This window comes from Streptomyces sp. P6-2-1 (assembly GCF_050613165.1).
Classification (GTDB): domain Bacteria; phylum Actinomycetota; class Actinomycetes; order Streptomycetales; family Streptomycetaceae; genus Streptomyces.
Genome location: NZ_CP192513.1, coordinates 4119496 through 4138044, shown reverse-complemented (window position 1 = coordinate 4138044; position 18549 = coordinate 4119496). Strand labels below are relative to the sequence as shown.

At 74.7% G+C, this 18549-nt stretch carries 17 protein-coding genes; 14 read left to right on the top strand and 3 right to left on the bottom strand.

Going from position 1 to position 18549, the window contains the following annotated elements:
* The first annotated feature begins 136 nt into the window (after nucleotides 1-136).
* Complete coding sequence (locus tag ACQYWQ_RS17800) at nucleotides 137-1699, top strand: hypothetical protein (RefSeq protein ID WP_431035791.1); 1563 nt, start codon at nucleotides 137-139, stop codon at nucleotides 1697-1699.
* An 18-nt stretch (nucleotides 1700-1717) separates the two neighbouring features.
* On the opposite strand, the gene ACQYWQ_RS17795 is transcribed toward ACQYWQ_RS17800, so the two are convergent.
* Nucleotides 1718-3259 (bottom strand): MDR family MFS transporter, encoded by a 1542-nt coding sequence (locus tag ACQYWQ_RS17795; RefSeq protein WP_431035790.1) that lies wholly within the window; start codon nucleotides 3257-3259, stop codon nucleotides 1718-1720.
* A 109-nt stretch (nucleotides 3260-3368) separates the two neighbouring features.
* On the opposite strand from ACQYWQ_RS17795, the gene ACQYWQ_RS17790 reads away from it, so the two are divergent.
* The 10 genes from ACQYWQ_RS17790 to ACQYWQ_RS17745 all read left to right on the top strand — a co-directional run bounded on the left by ACQYWQ_RS17790 (nucleotide 3369) and on the right by ACQYWQ_RS17745 (nucleotide 11515).
* Complete coding sequence (locus ACQYWQ_RS17790; protein WP_431035789.1) at nucleotides 3369-3932, top strand: TetR/AcrR family transcriptional regulator; 564 nt, start codon at nucleotides 3369-3371, stop codon at nucleotides 3930-3932.
* A 251-nt stretch (nucleotides 3933-4183) separates the two neighbouring features.
* Nucleotides 4184-4672, top strand: coding sequence for a cupin domain-containing protein (locus ACQYWQ_RS17785; protein WP_431035788.1), 489 nt, complete (start codon nucleotides 4184-4186; stop codon nucleotides 4670-4672).
* Between the two features lie 32 nt (nucleotides 4673-4704).
* The gene (locus ACQYWQ_RS17780) at nucleotides 4705-5082 is read left to right on the top strand and encodes a VOC family protein (protein WP_431035787.1); all 378 of its coding nucleotides are present in this window, start codon (nucleotides 4705-4707) and stop codon (nucleotides 5080-5082) included.
* A 317-nt stretch (nucleotides 5083-5399) separates the two neighbouring features.
* The gene (locus tag ACQYWQ_RS17775) at nucleotides 5400-5912 is read left to right on the top strand and encodes a sigma-70 family RNA polymerase sigma factor (protein ID WP_431035785.1); all 513 of its coding nucleotides are present in this window, start codon (nucleotides 5400-5402) and stop codon (nucleotides 5910-5912) included.
* On the top strand, nucleotides 5909-6892 hold the full coding sequence (locus ACQYWQ_RS17770; RefSeq protein WP_431035783.1) for an anti-sigma factor family protein: 984 nt from the start codon (nucleotides 5909-5911) through the stop codon (nucleotides 6890-6892). The genes ACQYWQ_RS17775 and ACQYWQ_RS17770 overlap by 4 nt, the downstream gene beginning before the upstream one ends.
* Before the next feature lie 170 nt (nucleotides 6893-7062).
* Nucleotides 7063-7683 (top strand): COG4315 family predicted lipoprotein, encoded by a 621-nt coding sequence (locus ACQYWQ_RS17765; RefSeq protein WP_431035782.1) that lies wholly within the window; start codon nucleotides 7063-7065, stop codon nucleotides 7681-7683.
* A 211-nt stretch (nucleotides 7684-7894) separates the two neighbouring features.
* Nucleotides 7895-8491, top strand: coding sequence for a cytochrome b (locus ACQYWQ_RS17760; protein ID WP_431035781.1), 597 nt, complete (start codon nucleotides 7895-7897; stop codon nucleotides 8489-8491).
* A 67-nt stretch (nucleotides 8492-8558) separates the two neighbouring features.
* Nucleotides 8559-9497: an NAD-dependent protein deacetylase gene (locus ACQYWQ_RS17755; RefSeq protein WP_431035779.1), complete on the top strand. Its 939-nt coding sequence runs from the start codon at nucleotides 8559-8561 to the stop codon at nucleotides 9495-9497.
* A gap of 645 nt (nucleotides 9498-10142) precedes the next feature.
* Nucleotides 10143-11108 (top strand): hypothetical protein, encoded by a 966-nt coding sequence (locus ACQYWQ_RS17750; RefSeq protein WP_431035777.1) that lies wholly within the window; start codon nucleotides 10143-10145, stop codon nucleotides 11106-11108.
* Complete coding sequence (locus ACQYWQ_RS17745) at nucleotides 11105-11515, top strand: hypothetical protein (RefSeq protein WP_431035775.1); 411 nt, start codon at nucleotides 11105-11107, stop codon at nucleotides 11513-11515. Before ACQYWQ_RS17750 ends, ACQYWQ_RS17745 begins: the two co-directional genes overlap by 4 nt.
* Here the strand turns inward: ACQYWQ_RS17745 and ACQYWQ_RS17740 are convergent.
* Nucleotides 11499-12095 (bottom strand): TetR/AcrR family transcriptional regulator, encoded by a 597-nt coding sequence (locus ACQYWQ_RS17740; protein ID WP_431035773.1) that lies wholly within the window; start codon nucleotides 12093-12095, stop codon nucleotides 11499-11501. The genes ACQYWQ_RS17745 and ACQYWQ_RS17740 overlap by 17 nt on opposite strands.
* A gap of 278 nt (nucleotides 12096-12373) precedes the next feature.
* Between ACQYWQ_RS17740 and ACQYWQ_RS17735 the strand changes: the two genes are divergently transcribed.
* Entirely contained in the window at nucleotides 12374-13201 is an 828-nt protein-coding gene (locus ACQYWQ_RS17735; protein ID WP_431035772.1) for an SDR family oxidoreductase, read from the top strand.
* 211 nt (nucleotides 13202-13412) lie between these two features.
* Here ACQYWQ_RS17735 and ACQYWQ_RS17730 read toward each other — a convergent pair whose 3' ends face one another.
* Nucleotides 13413-14117, bottom strand: a complete 705-nt coding sequence (locus tag ACQYWQ_RS17730) for a histidine kinase (protein WP_431035770.1) — start codon at nucleotides 14115-14117, stop codon at nucleotides 13413-13415.
* A gap of 138 nt (nucleotides 14118-14255) precedes the next feature.
* On the opposite strand from ACQYWQ_RS17730, the gene ACQYWQ_RS17725 reads away from it, so the two are divergent.
* Nucleotides 14256-15923, top strand: coding sequence for a BCCT family transporter (locus ACQYWQ_RS17725; RefSeq protein ID WP_431035768.1), 1668 nt, complete (start codon nucleotides 14256-14258; stop codon nucleotides 15921-15923).
* A gap of 190 nt (nucleotides 15924-16113) precedes the next feature.
* Nucleotides 16114-18549: a beta-L-arabinofuranosidase domain-containing protein gene (locus tag ACQYWQ_RS17720; protein ID WP_431035766.1), complete on the top strand. Its 2436-nt coding sequence runs from the start codon at nucleotides 16114-16116 to the stop codon at nucleotides 18547-18549.

The window sequence follows — 18549 nt, the reverse complement described above, 5'->3', positions numbered from 1 at the left end:
GCTGGACCCCCCGCCCGCTACTGTCGGACCGGCCGGTCCGGCGTCCGGAACCCGGGCGGACCGGCGCCAGGCCCCGGCGGCCCCGGAGTCCGGCACGCCCGTTCCGCAGCAAGGCGACAGAAGGCGGCGGCCCCGCATGAGCACCCCCGTCCACGGCACCCCCGCCCGGCCCCGCGGCGAGGTCCCCGTACGGCGGCCGCCCGGCGCCACGCGGCGCGAATCCGCGCACCCGCTGCACGCCCTTCAGGCCCGCGCGGGCAACGCCGCGACGTACGCGGCCGTGCAGCGCGCGCGGGGCAAGGCCGCCGGCGTGCCCGCCACCGACGTACCCGCCACCGTGCCCGCCGTCGCCGTCACGAAGGAGCGGAAGCCGCTGCGCGAGCGGATCGCCGCCGCGCTCGCCCGGGCGAAGAAGTCGTTCGACATCTCCGACACGTTCGTCAGCCGTGGCCAGATCCCCGCCAACGCGGGCGTCAACAACCTCGGCGCCACGAGCGGCGAGAGCGCCATCGGTCACGCGGCCGCGGCCTCCGGCTTCGCCGTCGGCGTGGAGAACTTCCTCGCGGACGGCGTCAACGCCTCGCTCGACGTGATCGAGGCCCGCAAGGCGCGCAAGGACCGGGCGGCGCACCCGACGGGCCCGGCCTCGCACCAGCCGCGCAAGAAGACGGGCGTGAAGCCTGCCGACGCGCTCAGCAACGCGGCGACCACGGGCGGCGACGCGCTCAGCGCCGTCAAGGACATGCTGAAGCACCAGGCGCTGGACCAGGCGCTCGCCGTCGGCGAGGCGAGCGGCGCCGTCTCGGGCGTGCTCGGCGTCGCGAAGGCGGGCCGCCACACGCGTCGCCTCGCTCTCACGCAGCGCAAGTACAGCGCGCTGAAGGGCCTCGACAAGCCCGCGCGTACCGCCGACGACGCCCTCGCGCGGCTCGGCGAGGCCAACAGCGCGGGGCACCTCGCCCTCGGCCGCGCCTACGTCGCGCTCGACCGGCTGTGGGACGAGGACGGCGAGGGCTTCGCCGGTCTCTCCGGCGCCGTGGACACGGCGCTCGAAGCGGTCGGCGAGGTGCGCGAGGCGGCTGCCGGGCTGAGACACGCGGAGGACGCCAACGCGCTGGCCGACGCGCAGGAGTACGCGCTCGGCAAGCAGCGCCACAAGATGGGCAAGCTCGCCGTCAGCGCGGCGGGCGAGAGCCTGAAGGCGGCGGGCGGCGCCGCGACGATCGCCACCGCCGTGACGGCCGGGCTCGCCGCCACACCGGTCGGCTGGGGCCTCGCCGCGGGCGCCGCCGGGCTCCTCCTCGGCGGCGCGCTCTACAAGGCGGGCCGCGCGGGCAGGAAGCGGTACGAAGACGCGAGGGACCCGCAGCGCTACGCCCCTGAGGACGCCCCTCACCGCGAGCCCGCGAGCAAGGAGGACGCGCTCAAGGAGGCACTGCGCTTCTGGCGCGGCGTCGAACACGGCAAGCGGCAGGCCGTCGCGCGCGAGATCTACCGGCGCGCGGCGGGCGAGGCGGTCCCCGGCAGCGAGCACACCGCGCCCGATATGCGCGCCTCGGCCCGCGCCCTCCTCGTCGCCCTCAAGGCGGGCCCGGCGCAGCACGGCCTGAGCGAGCAGGAGTGGGCCGCGACCCTCGACGACCCGGAGCGCACCGCCTCCTGGCACGCGGAGATCGCGGCGCAGCTCTCCTCGGGGTGAGGGACCACGGGCGGGCCCTCAGACGTCCCCCTTCCGCCCACCCGGCAGCAGCAGCGACAGCGGCAGCGCCACCGCCGTCGCGCCCAGCGCCCACCAGAAGGCCGTCGCGTACCCCTGCGCGGTCGTGTCGGCGTGCGCGGTCGTGTGCTGGAGGACGACGGCGAGTACGGCGGTGCCGACCGAGCCGCCGATCTGCTGCGAGACGCGCGAGATGATGCTCGCGTCCGGGATCTCGTGGTGGGCGAGGCCGATGAAGGCGGCCCCGTTGAGCGGGACCATCGCGGCGCCGAGACCGAGTCCGCGCAGGAAGAGCGCGGCCAGGAGCAGGACCGTGGGCGTGTGCGCGCCCGCGAGCGCGAAGGGCAGCGTGCCGAGCGTCACGAGGGCGAACCCGGCGAGCGCGACGGGGCGCGGCCCGAGCCGGTCGGTGAGATGCCCCGCGCGGGTCCGCGCGGCGAGCGCGCCGAGGCCCTGCGGGATGAGGAGCAGCCCCGCGCCGAGCGCGTCCTGGCCCCGTACCTGCTGCCAGTAGAGCGGGAGCAGCAGCATCGCGCCGTACAGGCTCGTCCCGCCGAGGAAGAGCAGGGCGGCCGACGCGGCGGGGGCGCGGTGGCGCAGGAGGCCCAGGTTGATGAGGGCCTGCGCGCGCGGCAGCGAGCGGGCGACGAAGGCGAGGACGAGCACGAGCCCGGCGAGCAGCGGTACGAGCACGACGGGGCTCGTGAAGCCCGCGCTGCCCTCGACCCGCGAGAGCCCGTACAGGAGCGCGGCGACGCCCGGCGAGAGCAGGAGCAGCCCGACGGCGTCGAGGCGGGGGCGCGGGGCGCCGGGCGCCGGGCGGTCGTCGGGCAGGTGGCGGTGCGCGAGGAAGGCGCCGACGAGGCAGAACGGGACGTTGACGAGGAAGAGCCAGCGCCAATTCGCGACGCTGAGGATGAGGCCGCCGAGCACGGGCCCGAGGATGGGCCCGAGCGCGGTGGGCAGCGTCACCGTCGCCATGACACGGCCGATCTCGCGGCCCTGCGCCGCCTGCATGATCAGCGTCGCCATGAGCGGCATCATGATGCCGCCGCCGATGCCCTGCACGACGCGGAAGGCGATGAGCGCGGGCGCGTCCCAGGCGAGCGCGCTGAGCACGGAGCCCAGCAGGAACACGGTGAGCGCGCCGATCCACAGGCGTTTGCCGCCGAAGCGTGCCTGCGCCCATTTGGCGAGCGGGATCGTCACGAAGACGGCGAGCAGGTAGCCGGTGCTGACCCACTGGACCGTGGCGAGCGAGGCGTGCAGGGAGCGGGTGAGGTCGTCGAGGGCGACGGTGACGATCGTCGTGTCGAAGACGACGGCGAGGGCGCCGACGACGACGGTGAAGGCGAGCCGCCAGACGGCGGGGTCGACGGGGGCGGGACCGGAGGGACCGGCTCCTCCGGCGGGACGGGCTCCTCCGGCGGAACCAGGGGGGCTGGAGGGATCGGCGGGCCCGGCGGGGCCGCGAGCGGTGGGCGCGGGGTCCGGCGGGACGGGGAGCGTGGGGTGGGAGGGCTGGGAGGGGTGGGAGGGCATGACGAAGGGCCTCCTTAAGATATAGAGTCCTATCTAGAGCTTCCGACAGCGAGAGTAAGGGCCGATTCTTAGATAGGCAAATCTATCTAAACGGCGGAGAGGTACGTGGATGGCTGAGCGGCGACGACGCGGGGCGGCCCTGGAGCGCGCGCTCCTGGACGCGGCGTGGGAGGAGCTGTCGGCCCACGGGTACGCGGGCTTCACGATGGACGCGGTGGTACGGCGTGCCGGGACGAGCCCGCCGGTCCTCTACCGCCGCTGGCCGGACCGCGACACGCTCGTCCGGGCCGCCCTCACGCACGCGCTGGAGGGCGCCCACCTCGACGTCCCCGACACGGGCAGCCTGCGCGGCGACCTGCTGACCCTGATGCGGACGATCAACGAGACGCGCGTGCGGCTCATCACGGTCATGAACGCGCACCTCGCGGGCTACTACCAGGAGACCGGCACGAACCCGGCCCACCTCCTCACGGAGGCCCGCGAGGCGAACAGCGACGTGATCTGGGAGCGCGCACTGGCACGCGGCGAGACCACGGAGGACCGCCTCACGGAGCGGATCAAGCGCCTCCCGTTCGACCTCCTGCGCCACGAGATCCTGATCTCGTTCGCACCGGTGCCCGACGAGGTGCTCGAAGAGATCCTCGACACGATTCTGCTGCCGCTGCTCGGATAGCCGGGGGACGCGAGCGGTTCGCGGGGGGTACACGGGCCGTACGGGGGCCGCCGGTCCGGCGAGGGGTACACGGGCCGTACGGGGGACGCCGGTCCGGCGAGGGGTACGAAGCGTGCGGGAACCGCCGGTCCGGGGAGGGGTACGGGCCGTACGGGCGTTCCGCGCGGTGGCAGCGAGAATGCTCAGCGGGCCGCGCCGCCTCGCGTCGCCCCCGTACCGCCCCCTTCGCCGTCTTCAGGAAGGCGCCCGCCATGACACACCCCACCCCGGTCCCCCGCCTCCTCGCGGACTTCGCAGCGGTGCTGCGCGAGGCGCCGGCGGAGGCGCGCGGGGCCCTGTGGCGGCTCCCCGACGAAGGGCGTCAGCTCGACGCGAATCTGGTGCGGCTGGGGCCGGGCGAGGAGGTGGCGGCGCACCGCGAGGAGGCGCTGGACGTGCTGCTCGTCGTCGTGGCGGGCACGGGGGTGGCGAGCGGGACGGAGCTGCGCCCGGGCAGCGCGGTGTGGCTGCCGCGCGGGGCGGAGCGGGAACTGCGGGCGGGCGCGCGCGGGCTCGCGTACGTGACGGCCCACCGGCGCAGGGCGGGGCTGACGATCGCGGGCAGGCGGCAGGACGCGGCGGGCGAGGGCGGCGAGGCCGCGTGCCTGCTGCCGCTCGTGTGCCCGGAGTGCGGGCGCGTATCGGCGGACACGCGCCCGGTGTTCTGCTCACAATGCGGGGAGCGCTGGCCCACCGACTGAGCCGGCCCACCGACTGAGAGAGGCGGCCGCCGATGGTCTCCGTACGCCGCGTCGTCCCCGTACTCCGCACCCGGTCCCCCGCCCGCAGCGGCGAGTTCTTCGCCCTGCTCGGCATGGACCAGGTGATGGACCACGGCTGGATCACCACCCACGCCTCGCCCGCGACCCCGAGCGCCCAGCTCAGCACGACGACGGGCGACGCGACGGGCCCCGTCACCCCGGCCCTGAGCATCGAGGTCGACGACGTGGACGCGGCGTACGAGACGCTGCGCGCGAGCGGCGCCGAGGTGCTCTTCGCGCCGCGGGACGAGGAGTGGGGCGTGCGGCGCTTCTTCGTCAGGGAGCCGGGGAGCGGCGCCGTGCTCAATGTGCTGGCGCACGGGGGGCGGGCGCGCGGCTCGGCGTGCTGACGCGCGGGGGCAGGGGCGCGGCTCGGCGTGCTGACACGCGGGGGGGGCAGGCGCGCGGCTCGGCGTGCTGACACGCGGGGGGGGGCAGGCGCGCGGCTCGGCGTGCTGACACGCGGGGGGGGCAGGGGCGCGGTGCAATGTGCTGGCGCACGGGGGACAGCCTGGGGCACCGGAGCCGTCCCCGCCCCGCGAACCGCCCCCTTCACCCGTCCCTCGCGATTCGTCGTGAGAACCGGTGAACCGGATCGGGTCCCGTTCCGTACACCCGGTCGGCCAAGGCGCCGCGGGTGCCGAGCCGGGAGCGAGGAGGAAGGTCTGTGACGGCACCCACGCCGGACGAGCAGTTGATGACGGCACTGCACCGCGATCACTACGCCGTGCTCCTCGCCTTCGCCTCCCGGTACACCGGCTCGCGGGAGCAGGCCGAGGACGCCGTCCAGGAGACGCTGCTGCGCGCCTGGCAGCGGATCGACCGGCTGGAGGGCGCCTCGGTGCGCTCGTACCTCTTCACCGTGGTCCGCAACGTCCTGACCGACACCTGGCGGGCGCAGCAGGCGAGGCCGCGCCTGGTGCACGACGAGGTGGCGCTCAGGTCCGCCACGTCCGGGGACGACATCGAACTCGCCCTGGAGAGCCAGCTCGTGGCGACCGCCCTCGGCCGCCTCACCGAGGACCACAGGGCGGTGGTGCGCTTGCTGTACTACGAGGGGCTGAGCGTCGCGGAGGCGGCGGCCCGGCTCACCGTGCCCGAGGGAACCGTGAAGTCCAGGGCGTACTACGCCGTGCGCGCCCTGCGTGCGGCCTTCGAGGAGATGGGGGTGCTCCAGTGAGCGAGACCGACGTCCACAAACTGCTGGGCGCCTACGTGCTCGGCGGCCTCTCCGGCGAGGACCGCGCGCGTTTCCAGGCCCACCTGTCCACGTGCGGCGAGTGCACCCGGGAGCTGGCCCGCTCGGCCGGACTGCCCGCCCTGCTCCGCCGCGCCGCCGGCACCTTCCCCGCCTTTCCGGGCCCGGCGGACGAGTCCGGACCGCCGTCCACCGGAACCGGACCTGCGACGGACCCGGAGCCCGCGGCCGCCCGCGCCGGGCACTCCCCCGAGGCGGACGCCTCGCTCGACCGCCTCCTCGCCCAGCTCCGTACCCGCCGCGCGGAGGAGCACCACCGCGCCGAGCCGGCGAACGGTACGGGGGAGGTACGCGGCACGCGCGAGTCCCACCCCGCGCCGCCGCCCCGTAGCACCCATGACGTACCCGGGGAGCCGGACTCCTCCGCCGGACCTCCCACCCCGTCCGCCACCGCACCGGCCGCGTCCGCCCCGGCCACCGCGCCGACCGTCCCGCCCGCGCCCGAGTCCGCCCGCCCCTCCCGCCCCGCCCGGGGCTTCCGCAGGCTCCGTCCGTGGAACTGGTTCGTGCTGGCCGCCGCCTTCGTGGTGATCGCGGGGCTCGGCCTCACGCCCCACCTCACCGGCTCGTCCGGCCCGGACAAGGGGCCCGGCTACGAGGCGGGCGCGAAGGCCGCCTTCACGCCGTCGACCGGTTCGGCGGTCGCCGGGGACGCCCACCTCACGACGAAGGCGTGGGGCACCGCGCTGAGCATGGACATGCGGCACCTCCCCACGGACGGCTCCTTCGTCCTGCGCGTCTCCTCGGCCGACGGCCGCGAGGAGCAGGTCGCCGCGTGGAGCGCGACGACGCACACGAGGGCCACCGTCGCGGGCGCGAGTTCCGTACGGGCGGACGAGATCACCGCGCTGACCGTCGTGGACCAGTCGGGCAGGGTCCTCGCCGTCTGCCATCCCTCCTGACCCACCGCCCACGAACCAGCACCGCCCCACCACCACCCCGCGAGCCACCCGCACCCCCACCGCCCCGGCCTCCCCGCCAGGGGCGCGGCCCGGTGCGCCCCGAACAGGCCCGGCGAAATCCCCCGGACCACACCAGAAGACCGCTCTCCACCACTCCGGAAGGACCCACCATGTCCCGTCGCCTGCGCGCCGCTTCCCTCCTCGCCTCGGCCCTCGCCGTCGCCGCGTTCGCCACCGCGTGCTCCTCGGACGACGGGGGCGGCTCCGGCGCCCGGGCCTCCGCGTCCGCGCCGGACTCGGACACGGGCTCCGGGTCCGGCTCCGGCTCCGGCTCCGGCTCCGGCTCCGGTGCGATGGACGACCCGTACGCCGCGCCCTCCACGTCCTCGGCCGGTGCGGACGCGTCGGGCTCCCCGGACAGCGCGGCGGGCGCGGGCATCGGCACCTCCCGCACGGCCGGTCTCGGCACCGTGATCGCCGACGCCAAGGGCCGCACCGTCTACGTCTACGACCCGGACAAGGGCGTCAAGAACGGCTCGGCCTGCTACGGCGAGTGCGCGAGCACCTGGCCGCCGGTCCCCGCCACCACCGAGGCGAAGGGCGTCGATCGCGGCCTCCTGGGCTCGGTCACCCGCAAGGACGGGACGCGGCAGCTCACCGTCAAGGGCAAGCCGGTCTACCTCTTCGCGGGTGACGCGGCCGCGGGCGACACCAAGGGCCAGAACCTCATGAACGTCTGGCACGTCGTCTCGCCCGAGGGCGCCGTGGTCACGACGAAGCCCACGAGCTGACCGCTCCTCGTTCCCGGCCCGGCGGCCGGGGCCCCGCACTCCGGAACGGGGCCCCGGCCGCGCCCCGCGGCACCGCCCGGGAAGCCCCGCCCGCGCAAGCGGGGCTCCGCGCCCCGGCCCGCCCGGTCATCGGCCCGGACCGCTCCGACCGCTCCGCCCGCCCCGACCGCTCCGACCGCTCCGACCGCCCGACAGAACGCGCAGGTGCCCCATGACCGAACCGTCCCGGCCCCCGCTGCCCGCCCAGCCCGGCCCCGCCATCACGCTCGCGCCCGGTCCCTCCGCCCCGGCCCGCTTCGACGCCCTGACCCGCTGGCTCCACTGGATCATGGCGCTCCTGGTCACGGCCGCGCTCTTCACCGGCATCGCCCTGACGCGGTGGCTGAGCGACTACGACGTCCTGTCCCGCGTCCACCAGCCGCTGGGCGCCGCGGTCCTGGTCCTCGCCGTCGTCCGCCTCGTCAACCGCCTCGTCCGCCGCACTCCGCCGTACCCGCCCGCCATGCCCCGCGCCGAACGCCTCGCCGCCACGGCCTCCGAGTGCGCGCTCTACGCGCTGCTCCTCGCCCAGCCGCTGGCCGGCTGGGCCATGCAGTCCGCCGCGGGCATCCCCGTTCCCCTCTACGGCTCGGCGCACCTGCCGGCCCTCATCGGCCAGGACTACGGGCTCTACTCGACCCTGCACACCGTGCACGAGGTCCTCGGCTACACGCTCCTCGGCCTCTTCGTCGCCCACGTGACCGGCACGCTGACCCACACCCTCGTCACCCGCGACAAGCTCCTGCGCCGCGTCTCCCTCCGCCGCTGACACTCCCGCCACCACCCCATCCCCCGGCCCCCGCCCCGGTCCCTGCCCCGCGTCGTAGCCTGACCCCATGCCCACGCAGCCGCAGCCCCACCAGCCCCCCGGCTCCGCGCCCCGGACGCCCGCGGCCCCCGCCACCGGCGCACCCGGCACCTCCCTCGCCTCCCCCGCCTACGACGCCCTCGCCCGCCTCCTCGCCACCGCCCCCGCCCCTCTCACCGTGCTCACCGGCGCCGGTATCTCCACCGAGTCCGGCATCCCCGACTACCGGGGCCCCGCCGGGAGCCTCCGGCACCACACGCCGATGACCTACGAGGAGTTCACCGGCAGCGAGGAGGGCCGCCGCAGGTACTGGGCGCGCAGTCACGCCGGGTGGCGGCGGATCTGGCGGGCCGCGCCGAACGCGGGGCACTACGCCGTCGAGGCGCTGCGCCGCGCGGGCTTCGTCTCCGGCGTCATCACGCAGAACGTCGACGGGCTGCACCGCGCGGCGGGCACCCGCGAGGCGATCGAGCTGCACGGCGGCCTCGACCGCGTGATCTGCCTCGACTGCGGCCGCGTCACCGCGCGCGAGGAGCTGGACGGGCGCCTGCGCGCGCTCAACGGCGACTTCACCGGGACCGAGGGCGCGCGGATCAACCCGGACGGGGACGTCGAACTGCCCGCGGCGCTCGTCCGCGACTTCCGCGTCGCCCCCTGCGCGGCCTGTGGCGGCGTCCTCAAACCGGACGTCGTCTTCTTCGGCGAGACCGTCCCGAAGCCGCGCGTGCGGCGCTGCTTCGACCTCGTCGACGCCGGGCACGGGGTCCTCGTACTCGGCTCCTCGCTCACGGTCATGTCGGGGCTCAGGTTCGTACGGCACGCGGCGCGCGCGGGCAAACCGGTCGCGATCGTCAACCAGGGCCCCACCCGCGGCGACGACCGCGCGACCCTCCGCCTCGACCTCCCTCTCGGCACCGTGCTCACCGACCTGGCCCACCGACTGGGCGCACCGCTGCCACCCCACTGACACCACCGACACCTCTGCCACCTCTGGCACTCCCGGCGCTTTTGGCACTTTTGGCACTTTTGGCACCCCGCTGACAAGCCCCCAGCCATTTCTGCCGCCACCGCTGCCACTGCCGCGAGCTGCCACCACTGCCACTGCCACCACTGCCGCCCCCGCCATCTCTGCCGCCGCCACTGCCACTTCCGCAGCTGCCACCACTGCCGCCACCCGCGCCGTCTCTGCCACCGCCACACCACCGCCGCCACGGCCGCCATCTCTGCCGCCACTGCCACCTCTGCCACTGCCTCGACTGCCACCGCCACCCCTGCCATCTCTGCCACTGCCACAGCCACCGCCACCTCCGCCATCTCTGCCGCCACCGCCACCCCTGCCACTGCCTCGACTGCCACCACCGCCCCTGCCATCTCTGCCACCGCCTCTGCCACCGCCACCTCCGCCATCTCTGCCGCCACCGCCACCCCTGCCACTGCCTCGACTGCCACCACCGCCCCTGCCATCTCTGCCACTGCCACAGCCGCCACCTCTGCCACTGCCATCTCCGCCGTTGCCTCGGCTGCCACCGCCGCCACTTCTGCCGCCACTTCTGCCGCCACCACTGCCACTGCCACTGCGACCACCATCACCACCCAGGAGGCCCCTCCCGCCATGCCCGCCACCGCGCTCGCCGCGCTCGATGACGCCGCGCTCGCCCGCCTCCTGGCCACGAGCACTCCTCTGGCCGCCGGGATCGGCGGCCGCACGGCACGGCTCGATGTCGCGGGGACGCCGGTCTTCATCAAGCGCGTGCCACTGCCCGCACGCGAGGCGGCGGAGCGGTCGACCGCCGACCCGTACGGGCTGCCGCTCGTCTGCCACTACGGGATGGGCGCGAGCCCGGCGGGCGGGGCATGGCGCGAGCTGGAGGCGCACCGGGCCGCCGCGGAGTGGGGGCTCGCGCCGCGGCTGTACCACTGGCGGGTCCTGCGGGAGAGCGAGCCGCCACCCCTTCCCCAGGAACTCGCCGATCAGGACGCCGTGTTGAAGAGCTGGGGCCCTGAAGCGGCCCGCCGCACAGAAGACGTGAGCAAGGCCCGCGCGAGCCTCGCCCTCTTCATGGAGTACGTGCCGCAGACCCTCCACGACTGGCTCGCCCCCCGGGTCCGAGGCGAGTCCGGTGCCCGCGACGTGGCGCGCGTGGCCGCCCAACTCGACGACGCCGCGCGGACGATGAGCGCCAAGGGACTCGTGCACTTCGACGGGCACTGGGGCAACGTCCTCACCGACGGCCACCGTGTCCTCTACACCGACTTCGGCCTCGCTCTCGCGGACACCTTCACACTCACGCCGCAGGAGACCGCGTTCCTCGCCGCGCACCGCGACCACGACCTCGGCTACGCGCGCAGCTTCCTCGTCAACTGGCTCCTCACCCAGGTGCACGGGCTGACGGGCGAGGAACGGCACGCCTTCGTCCGCGCGCCCCGCCCCCTCGCCGAGCCGGGCCCCGGTGCCGCCCTCCTCGCGCGCGACGCCCCGCTCACCGCCGTCCTGACGCCGTTCCTCGTCGCGGTGGCCAAGGGAGCCAGGGACACCCCGTACCCGACGGCCGATGTGGCCCGTACGCTGCGCCCATGAGCGCCAGAGACGCAGCCGCAGACGGGCCGGGACCCGCGACCGCCCCTGTCACCCTCCGCCTCAACCACGCCGTCCCGATACCGGTGGGCCATCGCGTCGAGATCATCGAGTACGCGGACACGCGCCCCGAGAAGAAGCGCCAACGGCACCGCTTCGACGGCGCGGAGCCCTTCCGTCACCCCGTCGTCACGGACCTCGACACGGGCATCCGCTGGATGAACCACGTCCACGTGAGCCCGTTCGGCAACGGCGGCAACTCCTTCACGGCGAACAACTATCCGCTCGTTCCGCGCACCAACGGCCTGGAGATCGAACGGACATGGCGGGGCCGCGTCATCGCCTGCACGCTCGTCCACGTGGAGGGCCTGAGCACGCAGCACACGGCGCTGGTCATCGCGCCGGAGTAGCCCCGGGTGCCGTCAGGCCCGCCAGGACGAAGGCGACCACCGTCTCCGTCTCGGGGAAGACGGTCCGCTCGGCCGGCTGCCGCACGAGCGGCCGCCCGTACGTGTACATCACGAGGGAGAAGGCGAGCGCGCACCGCTCGGCGACCTCCTGCGGTGTCAGCTCCGGGAGCGCGCGACCGATCCGCACCTCGAAGGGCGCGGGCGTGAACGGCGTGGCGACGTTGGGGAGTTGGCCCGAAGGCAGGGCGGTACGGGCCAGGAGGTGGACCAGGACGCGGCCGTCGCGCGTAGCGACCAGCCCGGCGAACGGCTCCACGAGACCGGCGACCAGCTCGGCGACCGAGGCCCCCTCCCCCGGCACCCGTTCCCACCACGCCCGCCACACCGGGCCGAGTTCGCGTTCGAGGAGCGCCGAGACGAGGCCCTCGCGCGAGCCGAAGTGATAGTGGACGGCACCCGGGTTCAGCCCGGCCGCCGCGTTCACCGCGCGCAGCGAGACCTGCTCGGCCCCCTTCTCCAGGAACAGCTCCTTCGCGGCGTCGAGCAGCCGCTGCCGGGTCGAGACCTCCGTGTCACTCACGTCGGCCATTGCACCACATTCGCGACACGGACCGCTCCCACCAGCCCCTTCCCGTCCAATCACTGATTGGACTATGGTCGAATCGGAAGCGGAAATTCCGCACGCCACCCAGGGCGCGGCTCCGGACCCGCACCCCGGGACCCCTACCCCCGCGACCCCTACCCCCGCGACCCGCACCCCCGCGACCCGCACCCTCCAACCCGAACCCCGCACCCCGGACCCCGCACCGCCACCACCACCACCGCCACCGCCGCCCCACCCCACGAAGGAGAACCACCATGAGCACCTACGCCGTCACCGGCTCCGCCTCCGGCATGGGCGCGGCGAGCGCCGCACGACTGCGCGCGGCGGGACACCAGGTCATCGGCGTGGACCTGCGGGACGCTGACGTCGTCGCCGACCTCGGCACCGCCGAGGGCAGGGCGCACGCGGTGCGCGAGATCATCCGGCTCGCGGACGGCAGGCTCGACGGGGTCGCGGCCGTGGCGGGCGTGGGCCCCCAGCTGCGGGACGCGGGGGCGGTCGTCTCGATCAACTACCACGGCCCGGTGGCGCTCCTGGGTGGCCTGCGCCCGGCGCTCGCGGCCTCCGGCGCGGGTCGCGCCGTCGTGATCAGCTCCAACTCGTCGACGACCGTGCCGATGATCGACGAGGAACTGGTACGGCTCCTGCTCGCGGGCGACGAGGAGGCGGCCAGGGCCCGTGCCCGCGCGGCGACGGCGGCACTGCCCGAGGAGATCGCCGCCAACAGCCCGAGCATCAGCGCCTACGCCAGCTCGAAGTTCGCCCTCTCGCGCTGGGTCCGGGCCACCGCCGTCACGCCCGCGTGGGCCCGCGCGTCCGTCACACTCAACGCGATCGCGCCCGGCGCGGTCGTCACCCCGCTCATGACGGGCTCGACGATGAAGGAGGAGGACCTCGACGCGGACCGCTTCCCGACCCCGATGCCGCTCGGGATCTTCGGCCGCCCCGAGGACATCGCCTTCTGGGTCGAGCAGTTCCTGCGCCCCGAGGCCCGCTTCACGACGGGTTCCGTACTCTTCGTGGACGGCGGCACGGACGCGGCCATGCGCCCCCGGGCCCAGCCCACCGCGATGACGCGCTGAGCCGGACCCCTCCCACCACCGAGTCCGGCCCCCCACCCCGCCGCAGCACACACCCCGGCAGCCCTCCCCGCCCCCCGGCCCCGCCGCAGCACGCACCCCCGCAGCCGTCCCCGCTCCGCCCCCGCCCCCGATCCCGCCGCAACGCGCCCCCGCCCCCCCAATCCCGCCGCAGCGCGCCGCCGCCCGCCGCCCTCCCCGCCCCGGCGCCCGCTCACGCCCCGTCCGCCGCCGCCTCCCCGCGCGCGGGTCCCGACCCCCCGCCCCGCACCTGCCTGTGGTCCCCCCGGAAGAAGGCCGCGGCGCGGGCGCGGAAGTCCTCGGCCCGTTCGCGTGCCTCCGCCCGCCGCTCCTCGCGCACCTTCGCGCGGGCGTTGCGCGCCGCCTCGTCGGCGGCCTCCTGCGCGGCCCGTACCTCCTCGTCGACGACCCCGGCCGGCACCCGCAGGACGCGGCCCCGGTAGCGGGCGGCGAGTGCGTCGGCGACGGCGGGGTCCCGCTCGTCGTTGATCGCGACGATGAGGACGTTGGAGCCGTCGGGCAGGCCCTGGCTGAGGACCGTGAGGGCGTCCAGGTCGCCCGCCTCCTGCTCGCCGGTGGCGGCGAGCCCGAAGAGGGTCCCCGCCGTCCAGCCGAAGAGGACACCGACCGGGCCCGCGAGGACGCCGAGGAGCGCGCCGACGGCGCCGCCCGCGCCGGTCGTGAGGAACTCGGACGGCGCGTAGGTCTCGGTGACGGAGAGGGTGCCGTCGTTCGCGCGCTCCAGGACGGCGGCGCGGCTCACCTCCTCGGTCTCCTCGGCGTCGTGGAAGGCGGCGTAGGTGTCGCTGGGGTCGGGGAAGCTGAAGAAGAGGACGTTCGCGTTCCAGGCCATGAGCGGGGGCTCCTTGTCGTCCGCGGGGACAGCCGTACGCAGCACGCGCCGCCGGTACGCACCACCGCACCGACGCTAACCAGCCCGCCCCGCGCCCGCACGCCCGTACGGCGCCCGCACCACCCGCCCTCTTCGCGCGTTTCATCCCGGTACACACCCCAATGACCGTCATAGTGGGCTCCCATGAGCACCCCGCACGAGGAGTCCGCACCCCCCGAAGCCGCCCGGGACAACTCCCCCGACCGGGTGGTCGTCGCGCTCGGCGCCCTCGGCGTCATCGGCGTCGTGCTGTGGGCCTCGCTCGCGAAGGGCTCCTTCGACACCGCGTCGGACGCGGCACTGCCGTGGGTGCTCGACAACTTCGCGTGGCTCTTCGTCATCGCCGCCGACGTCTTCCTGATCCTCAGCCTGTACCTCGCCTTCGGCCGCTACGGCCGCATCCGGCTCGGCGGTGACGAGGCGGAGCCCGAGTTCAGGAATTTCTCGTGGATCGCGATGATGTTCAGCGCGGGGATGGGCATCGGGCTGATCTTCTACGGGGTCGGCGAGCCCGTCGCGCACTACCTCAGCCCGCCCCCGGGCAGCGGCGCGGCACCGCGCACGAACGCGGCGGCGAGCGCGGCGATGCGGTACTCGTTCTTCCACTGGACGCTGACGCCGTGGGCGATCTACGGGATCGCGGGGCTCGCGCTCGCGTACACGACGTTCCGCAAGGGGCGCGGCAACCGCCTCAGCGCCGTCTTCGTGCCGCTCATCGGGGAGCGTGCGGCGAACGGGGTGCTCGGCCGCGTGCTCGACCTGCTCGCGGTCTTCGCGACGGTGTTCGGCACGGCGACGAGCCTCGGCATCGGCGCGCTCCAGATCGCGACCGGGCTCGACCTGACGGCGGGTCTCGACACGAGCAAGACCGTGGAACTGCTGATCATCGTGGTGCTGAGCGCGGCGTTCGTGGTCTCCGCGTTCACGGGGCTGCACGGCGGCGTGAAGTGGCTCAGCTCGGTCAACCTGGTGATCGCGGCCGCGCTGATGGTCTTCGTGTTCGTGGCCGGGCCCACGGTGTTCCTGCTCGACGCGCTGCCGTCGAGCGCGGGCGGCTACCTCGACCGGCTCGTGACGATGGCGTCGAGCACGGGGGCCTTCGGGGACGAGAAGTGGCTCGGCATGTGGACGATCTTCTACTGGGCGTGGTGGCTGTCGTGGGCGCCGTTCGTGGGGACGTTCATCGCGCGGATCTCGCGCGGCCGCACGATCCGCGAGTTCCTCCTCGCCGTGCTCCTCGTGCCGAGCGGGGCGACGGCCCTGTGGTTCGTCGTGCTGGGCGGTACGGGCATCCGCCTCGACCGCACGGGCGCCGTGGACATGGCGGCGAAGGCGAAGGAGGGCACGGAGGCGACGCTCTTCGCGATGCTCGACGCGTTGCCGGTCCCGACGGTGACGGCGTGGGTCGCGATGGTCCTGATCATGATGTATTTCGTGACGAGCGCGGACTCGGCCTCGCTCGTGATGGGCTCGCTCACGAGCCGGGGCGCCCTGCACCCGCGCCGCTGGCTCGTCATCACGTGGGGCGTCCTGATGGCGGCGGTCGCCGCGGCCCTGCTCCTCGCGGGCGGCCTGGACTCGCTCCAGTCCGCGACGATCCTCGTCGCGCTCCCCTTCGTCGTGGTGATGCTCTTCCTCTGCTGGTCGCTCCTGCGCGAACTGCGCACGGACCCGGGCGCGGGGCCCAAGCGCTCGGAGGGCGCGCACGGGCTGCGGGACGCGGTACGGGCGCTGGTCGGCGAGGAGCTGAGGTCCCGCCCCGTACGCACCCACCGGCTGCCGCCGGAGAAGCCGGACGGGCCCCGGTCCTGAGAGAACCGCGCCGCCCCGGAGGGACCGGACGGCTCCCGGGCCCGAGCGCACCGTGCCGCTCCTCTGGACACCCGCCCGCGCGAGTGCTGTCATACCGCCGACCGCTCTTTTTTCCAACGTTGTAAGGGAGGTGAGGGAAAAACCGCACCCTCCGGAACCCTCTGCCGAGCCGACAGGAGCACCACCCCCCATGCACCTGAACCGCAGACAGTTCGCCTCCGCCTCGCTCGCCTCCGCCTCCGCCCTCGTCATCGGCGGCCGCTTCTCCGGCCTCGCGACGGCCGCGGAGCACCGCGCCGCGCCCGCCAGGGGCGGGCACTACACCCCCAGCAGGGCCCCGCTGCGCCCCACCGCCTTCCTCCGCCTGCCGCCCACCGCCGTCACCCCGCGCGGCTGGCTCGCGACCCAGCTCACGCTCCAGCTGCGGGGCCTGTGCGGCCAGTACGCCGAGACCTCGCACTTCCTCGACCGCGCCACGAGCGGCTGGGCCCACCCGGAGCGCGAGGGCTGGGAGGAACTCCCGTACTGGCTGCGGGGATACACCGATCTCGCGATCGTCACGCGCGACACCGAAGCGCTCGCGGCCGTGCGCGACTGGATGGACGCGATCCTCGCGACCCGGCAGCCCGACGGCTTCTTCGGGCCGACGCGGCTGCGCACCTCGCTCGGCGGCGGCCCCGACTTCTGGCCGTACCTGCCGCTGCTCCAGGCGCTGCGCTCGTGGTACGAGTACGACGGCGACGCCCGTGTGCTGCCCACCCTCACCGCCTTCCTCCGCTACATGAACGCGCAGGGCCCGAGCGCTTTCGACCAGAGCTGGGTGTCGGTGCGCTGGGGCGACGGCCTCGACACCGTGTACTGGCTCCACAACCGCACCGGCGACGCCTTCCTCCTCGACCTCGCCGACAAGATCCACGCGAACGGGGCCGACTGGCGCGCCCGTCTGGCGAGCCCGCACAACGTGAACATCGCGCAGGGCTTCCGCGAACCGGCCCAGTACGCGCTGCGCAGCGGCGCGGCCGCGGACACGCGGGCGACGTACGAGACGTACGCACTCGCCATGCGGCACGGCCAGTTCCCCGGCGGTGGCTTCGCGGGCGACGAGAACGTACGGGACGGGCACGACGACCCGCGCCAGGGCTTCGAGACGTGCGGCGTCGTGGAGTTCATGGCGAGCCACGAACTGCTGACCCGGATCACCGGGGACCCGCTGTGGGCCGACCGCTGCGAGGAGCTGGCGTTCAACGCGCTGCCCCCCGCGCTCGCCCCGGACGGCAAGGCCGTCCACTACGTCACGAGCGCGAACAGCGTCGATCTCGACGACACCCCGAAGTCCGACCGGCAGTTCCAGAACGACTTCGCGATGCAGGCGTACCTGCCCGGTGTCGACCAGTACCGCTGCTGCCCGCACAACTACGGCATGGGCTGGCCCTGGTTCACGCAGGAACTGTGGCTCGCGACACCGGACAACGGACTCGCCGCGCTGATGTACGCGCCGAACGAGGTCCGCGCGAAGGTCGGCGCGGACGCGACCGAGGTGGCCGTCACCACCGACACGGCCTACCCCTTCGGCGACACCCTCACCTTCACCGTCCGCACCCCGCGTCCCGTCGCCTTCCCGCTGCGGCTCCGCGTCCCCGCGTGGTGCGCGGCACCCGAACTCACCGTGAACGGGTCGGAGTCGGCTGCCCCCGCGGGCCCCGCCCTCACCACGGTGAGCCGTACGTGGCAGGACGGCGACACGGTACGGCTCCGCCTCCCGCAACGCGTCACCGTGCGCACGTGGGCGGCGCAGCACGACGCGGTGAGCGTGTACCGCGGCCCGCTCGCGTACGCGCTGCGCGTCGGGGAGCGGTACGAACGCCTCGGCGGCAGCGACCGGTTCCCCGAGTACGCCGTCCACGCGACGGGCGCCTGGAACTACGCCCTGCTGCCGAACGGCCCGGCGCCGACGGTCCGTTCCACGGGCGCCGCCCCGGACGCGAACCCGTTCACGCTCGACGGCACCCCGCTCGCGCTCACCGCGCGGGCCCGCCGCCTGCCCGAGTGGAGCGCCGACGCCCAGCACGTCGTGTGGCCGCTGCAACAGAGCCCGGCCCGGAGCACGGAACCCGAGCAGGACGTGACCCTCGTGCCGCTCGGCGCCGCCCGGCTCCGCGTCGCCGTACTGCCCACGGCGGACGCGGACGGCACGCCGTGGCTCGCGCAGCGCTGGTACCGGCTGCGCAACAGGCACTCGGGGAAGGTCCTCGCCGTGGACGGCATGTCGCACGCGGACTCGGCGCGCGTCGTGCAGTTCGCCGACAGCGGCACCGCCGACCACCTGTGGGAACTCGTCCCCGAGGGCGACGGCTGGTACCGGGTGCGCAACCGCGAGTCGGGCAAGGTGCTCGGCGTCGACCTCATGTCGACCGCCGACTCGGCGCCCGTCGTGCAGTTCGCGGACAACGGCACGGACGACCACCTGTGGCAGTTCCTGCCCGCCCCGGGCGGCGGCCACCGCCTCAAGGTGCGGCACTCGGGCAAGGTCCTCGGCGTCGACGGCATGTCCACGGCCGACTCCGCGCAGGTCGTCCAGTTCACCGACAACGGCACGGACGACCACGTGTGGGAGCTGCTGACCTGA

Excerpts from the sequence above, each read along its gene's own strand:
- ACQYWQ_RS17800 (WP_431035791.1), top strand. The coding sequence starts at position 137 with ATGAGCACCCCCGTCCACGGCACCCCCGCCCGGCCCCGCGGCGAGGTC.
- ACQYWQ_RS17795 (WP_431035790.1), bottom strand. The coding sequence starts at position 3,259 with ATGCCCTCCCACCCCTCCCAGCCCTCCCACCCCACGCTCCCCGTCCCG.
- ACQYWQ_RS17790 (WP_431035789.1), top strand. The coding sequence starts at position 3,369 with ATGGCTGAGCGGCGACGACGCGGGGCGGCCCTGGAGCGCGCGCTCCTG.
- ACQYWQ_RS17785 (WP_431035788.1), top strand. The coding sequence starts at position 4,184 with ATGACACACCCCACCCCGGTCCCCCGCCTCCTCGCGGACTTCGCAGCG.
- ACQYWQ_RS17780 (WP_431035787.1), top strand. The coding sequence starts at position 4,705 with ATGGTCTCCGTACGCCGCGTCGTCCCCGTACTCCGCACCCGGTCCCCC.
- ACQYWQ_RS17765 (WP_431035782.1), top strand. The coding sequence starts at position 7,063 with ATGTCCCGTCGCCTGCGCGCCGCTTCCCTCCTCGCCTCGGCCCTCGCC.
- ACQYWQ_RS17760 (WP_431035781.1), top strand. The coding sequence starts at position 7,895 with ATGACCGAACCGTCCCGGCCCCCGCTGCCCGCCCAGCCCGGCCCCGCC.
- ACQYWQ_RS17755 (WP_431035779.1), top strand. The coding sequence starts at position 8,559 with ATGCCCACGCAGCCGCAGCCCCACCAGCCCCCCGGCTCCGCGCCCCGG.
- ACQYWQ_RS17750 (WP_431035777.1), top strand. The coding sequence starts at position 10,143 with ATGCCCGCCACCGCGCTCGCCGCGCTCGATGACGCCGCGCTCGCCCGC.
- ACQYWQ_RS17745 (WP_431035775.1), top strand. The coding sequence starts at position 11,105 with ATGAGCGCCAGAGACGCAGCCGCAGACGGGCCGGGACCCGCGACCGCC.
- ACQYWQ_RS17735 (WP_431035772.1), top strand. The coding sequence starts at position 12,374 with ATGAGCACCTACGCCGTCACCGGCTCCGCCTCCGGCATGGGCGCGGCG.
- ACQYWQ_RS17725 (WP_431035768.1), top strand. The coding sequence starts at position 14,256 with ATGAGCACCCCGCACGAGGAGTCCGCACCCCCCGAAGCCGCCCGGGAC.
- ACQYWQ_RS17720 (WP_431035766.1), top strand. The coding sequence starts at position 16,114 with ATGCACCTGAACCGCAGACAGTTCGCCTCCGCCTCGCTCGCCTCCGCC.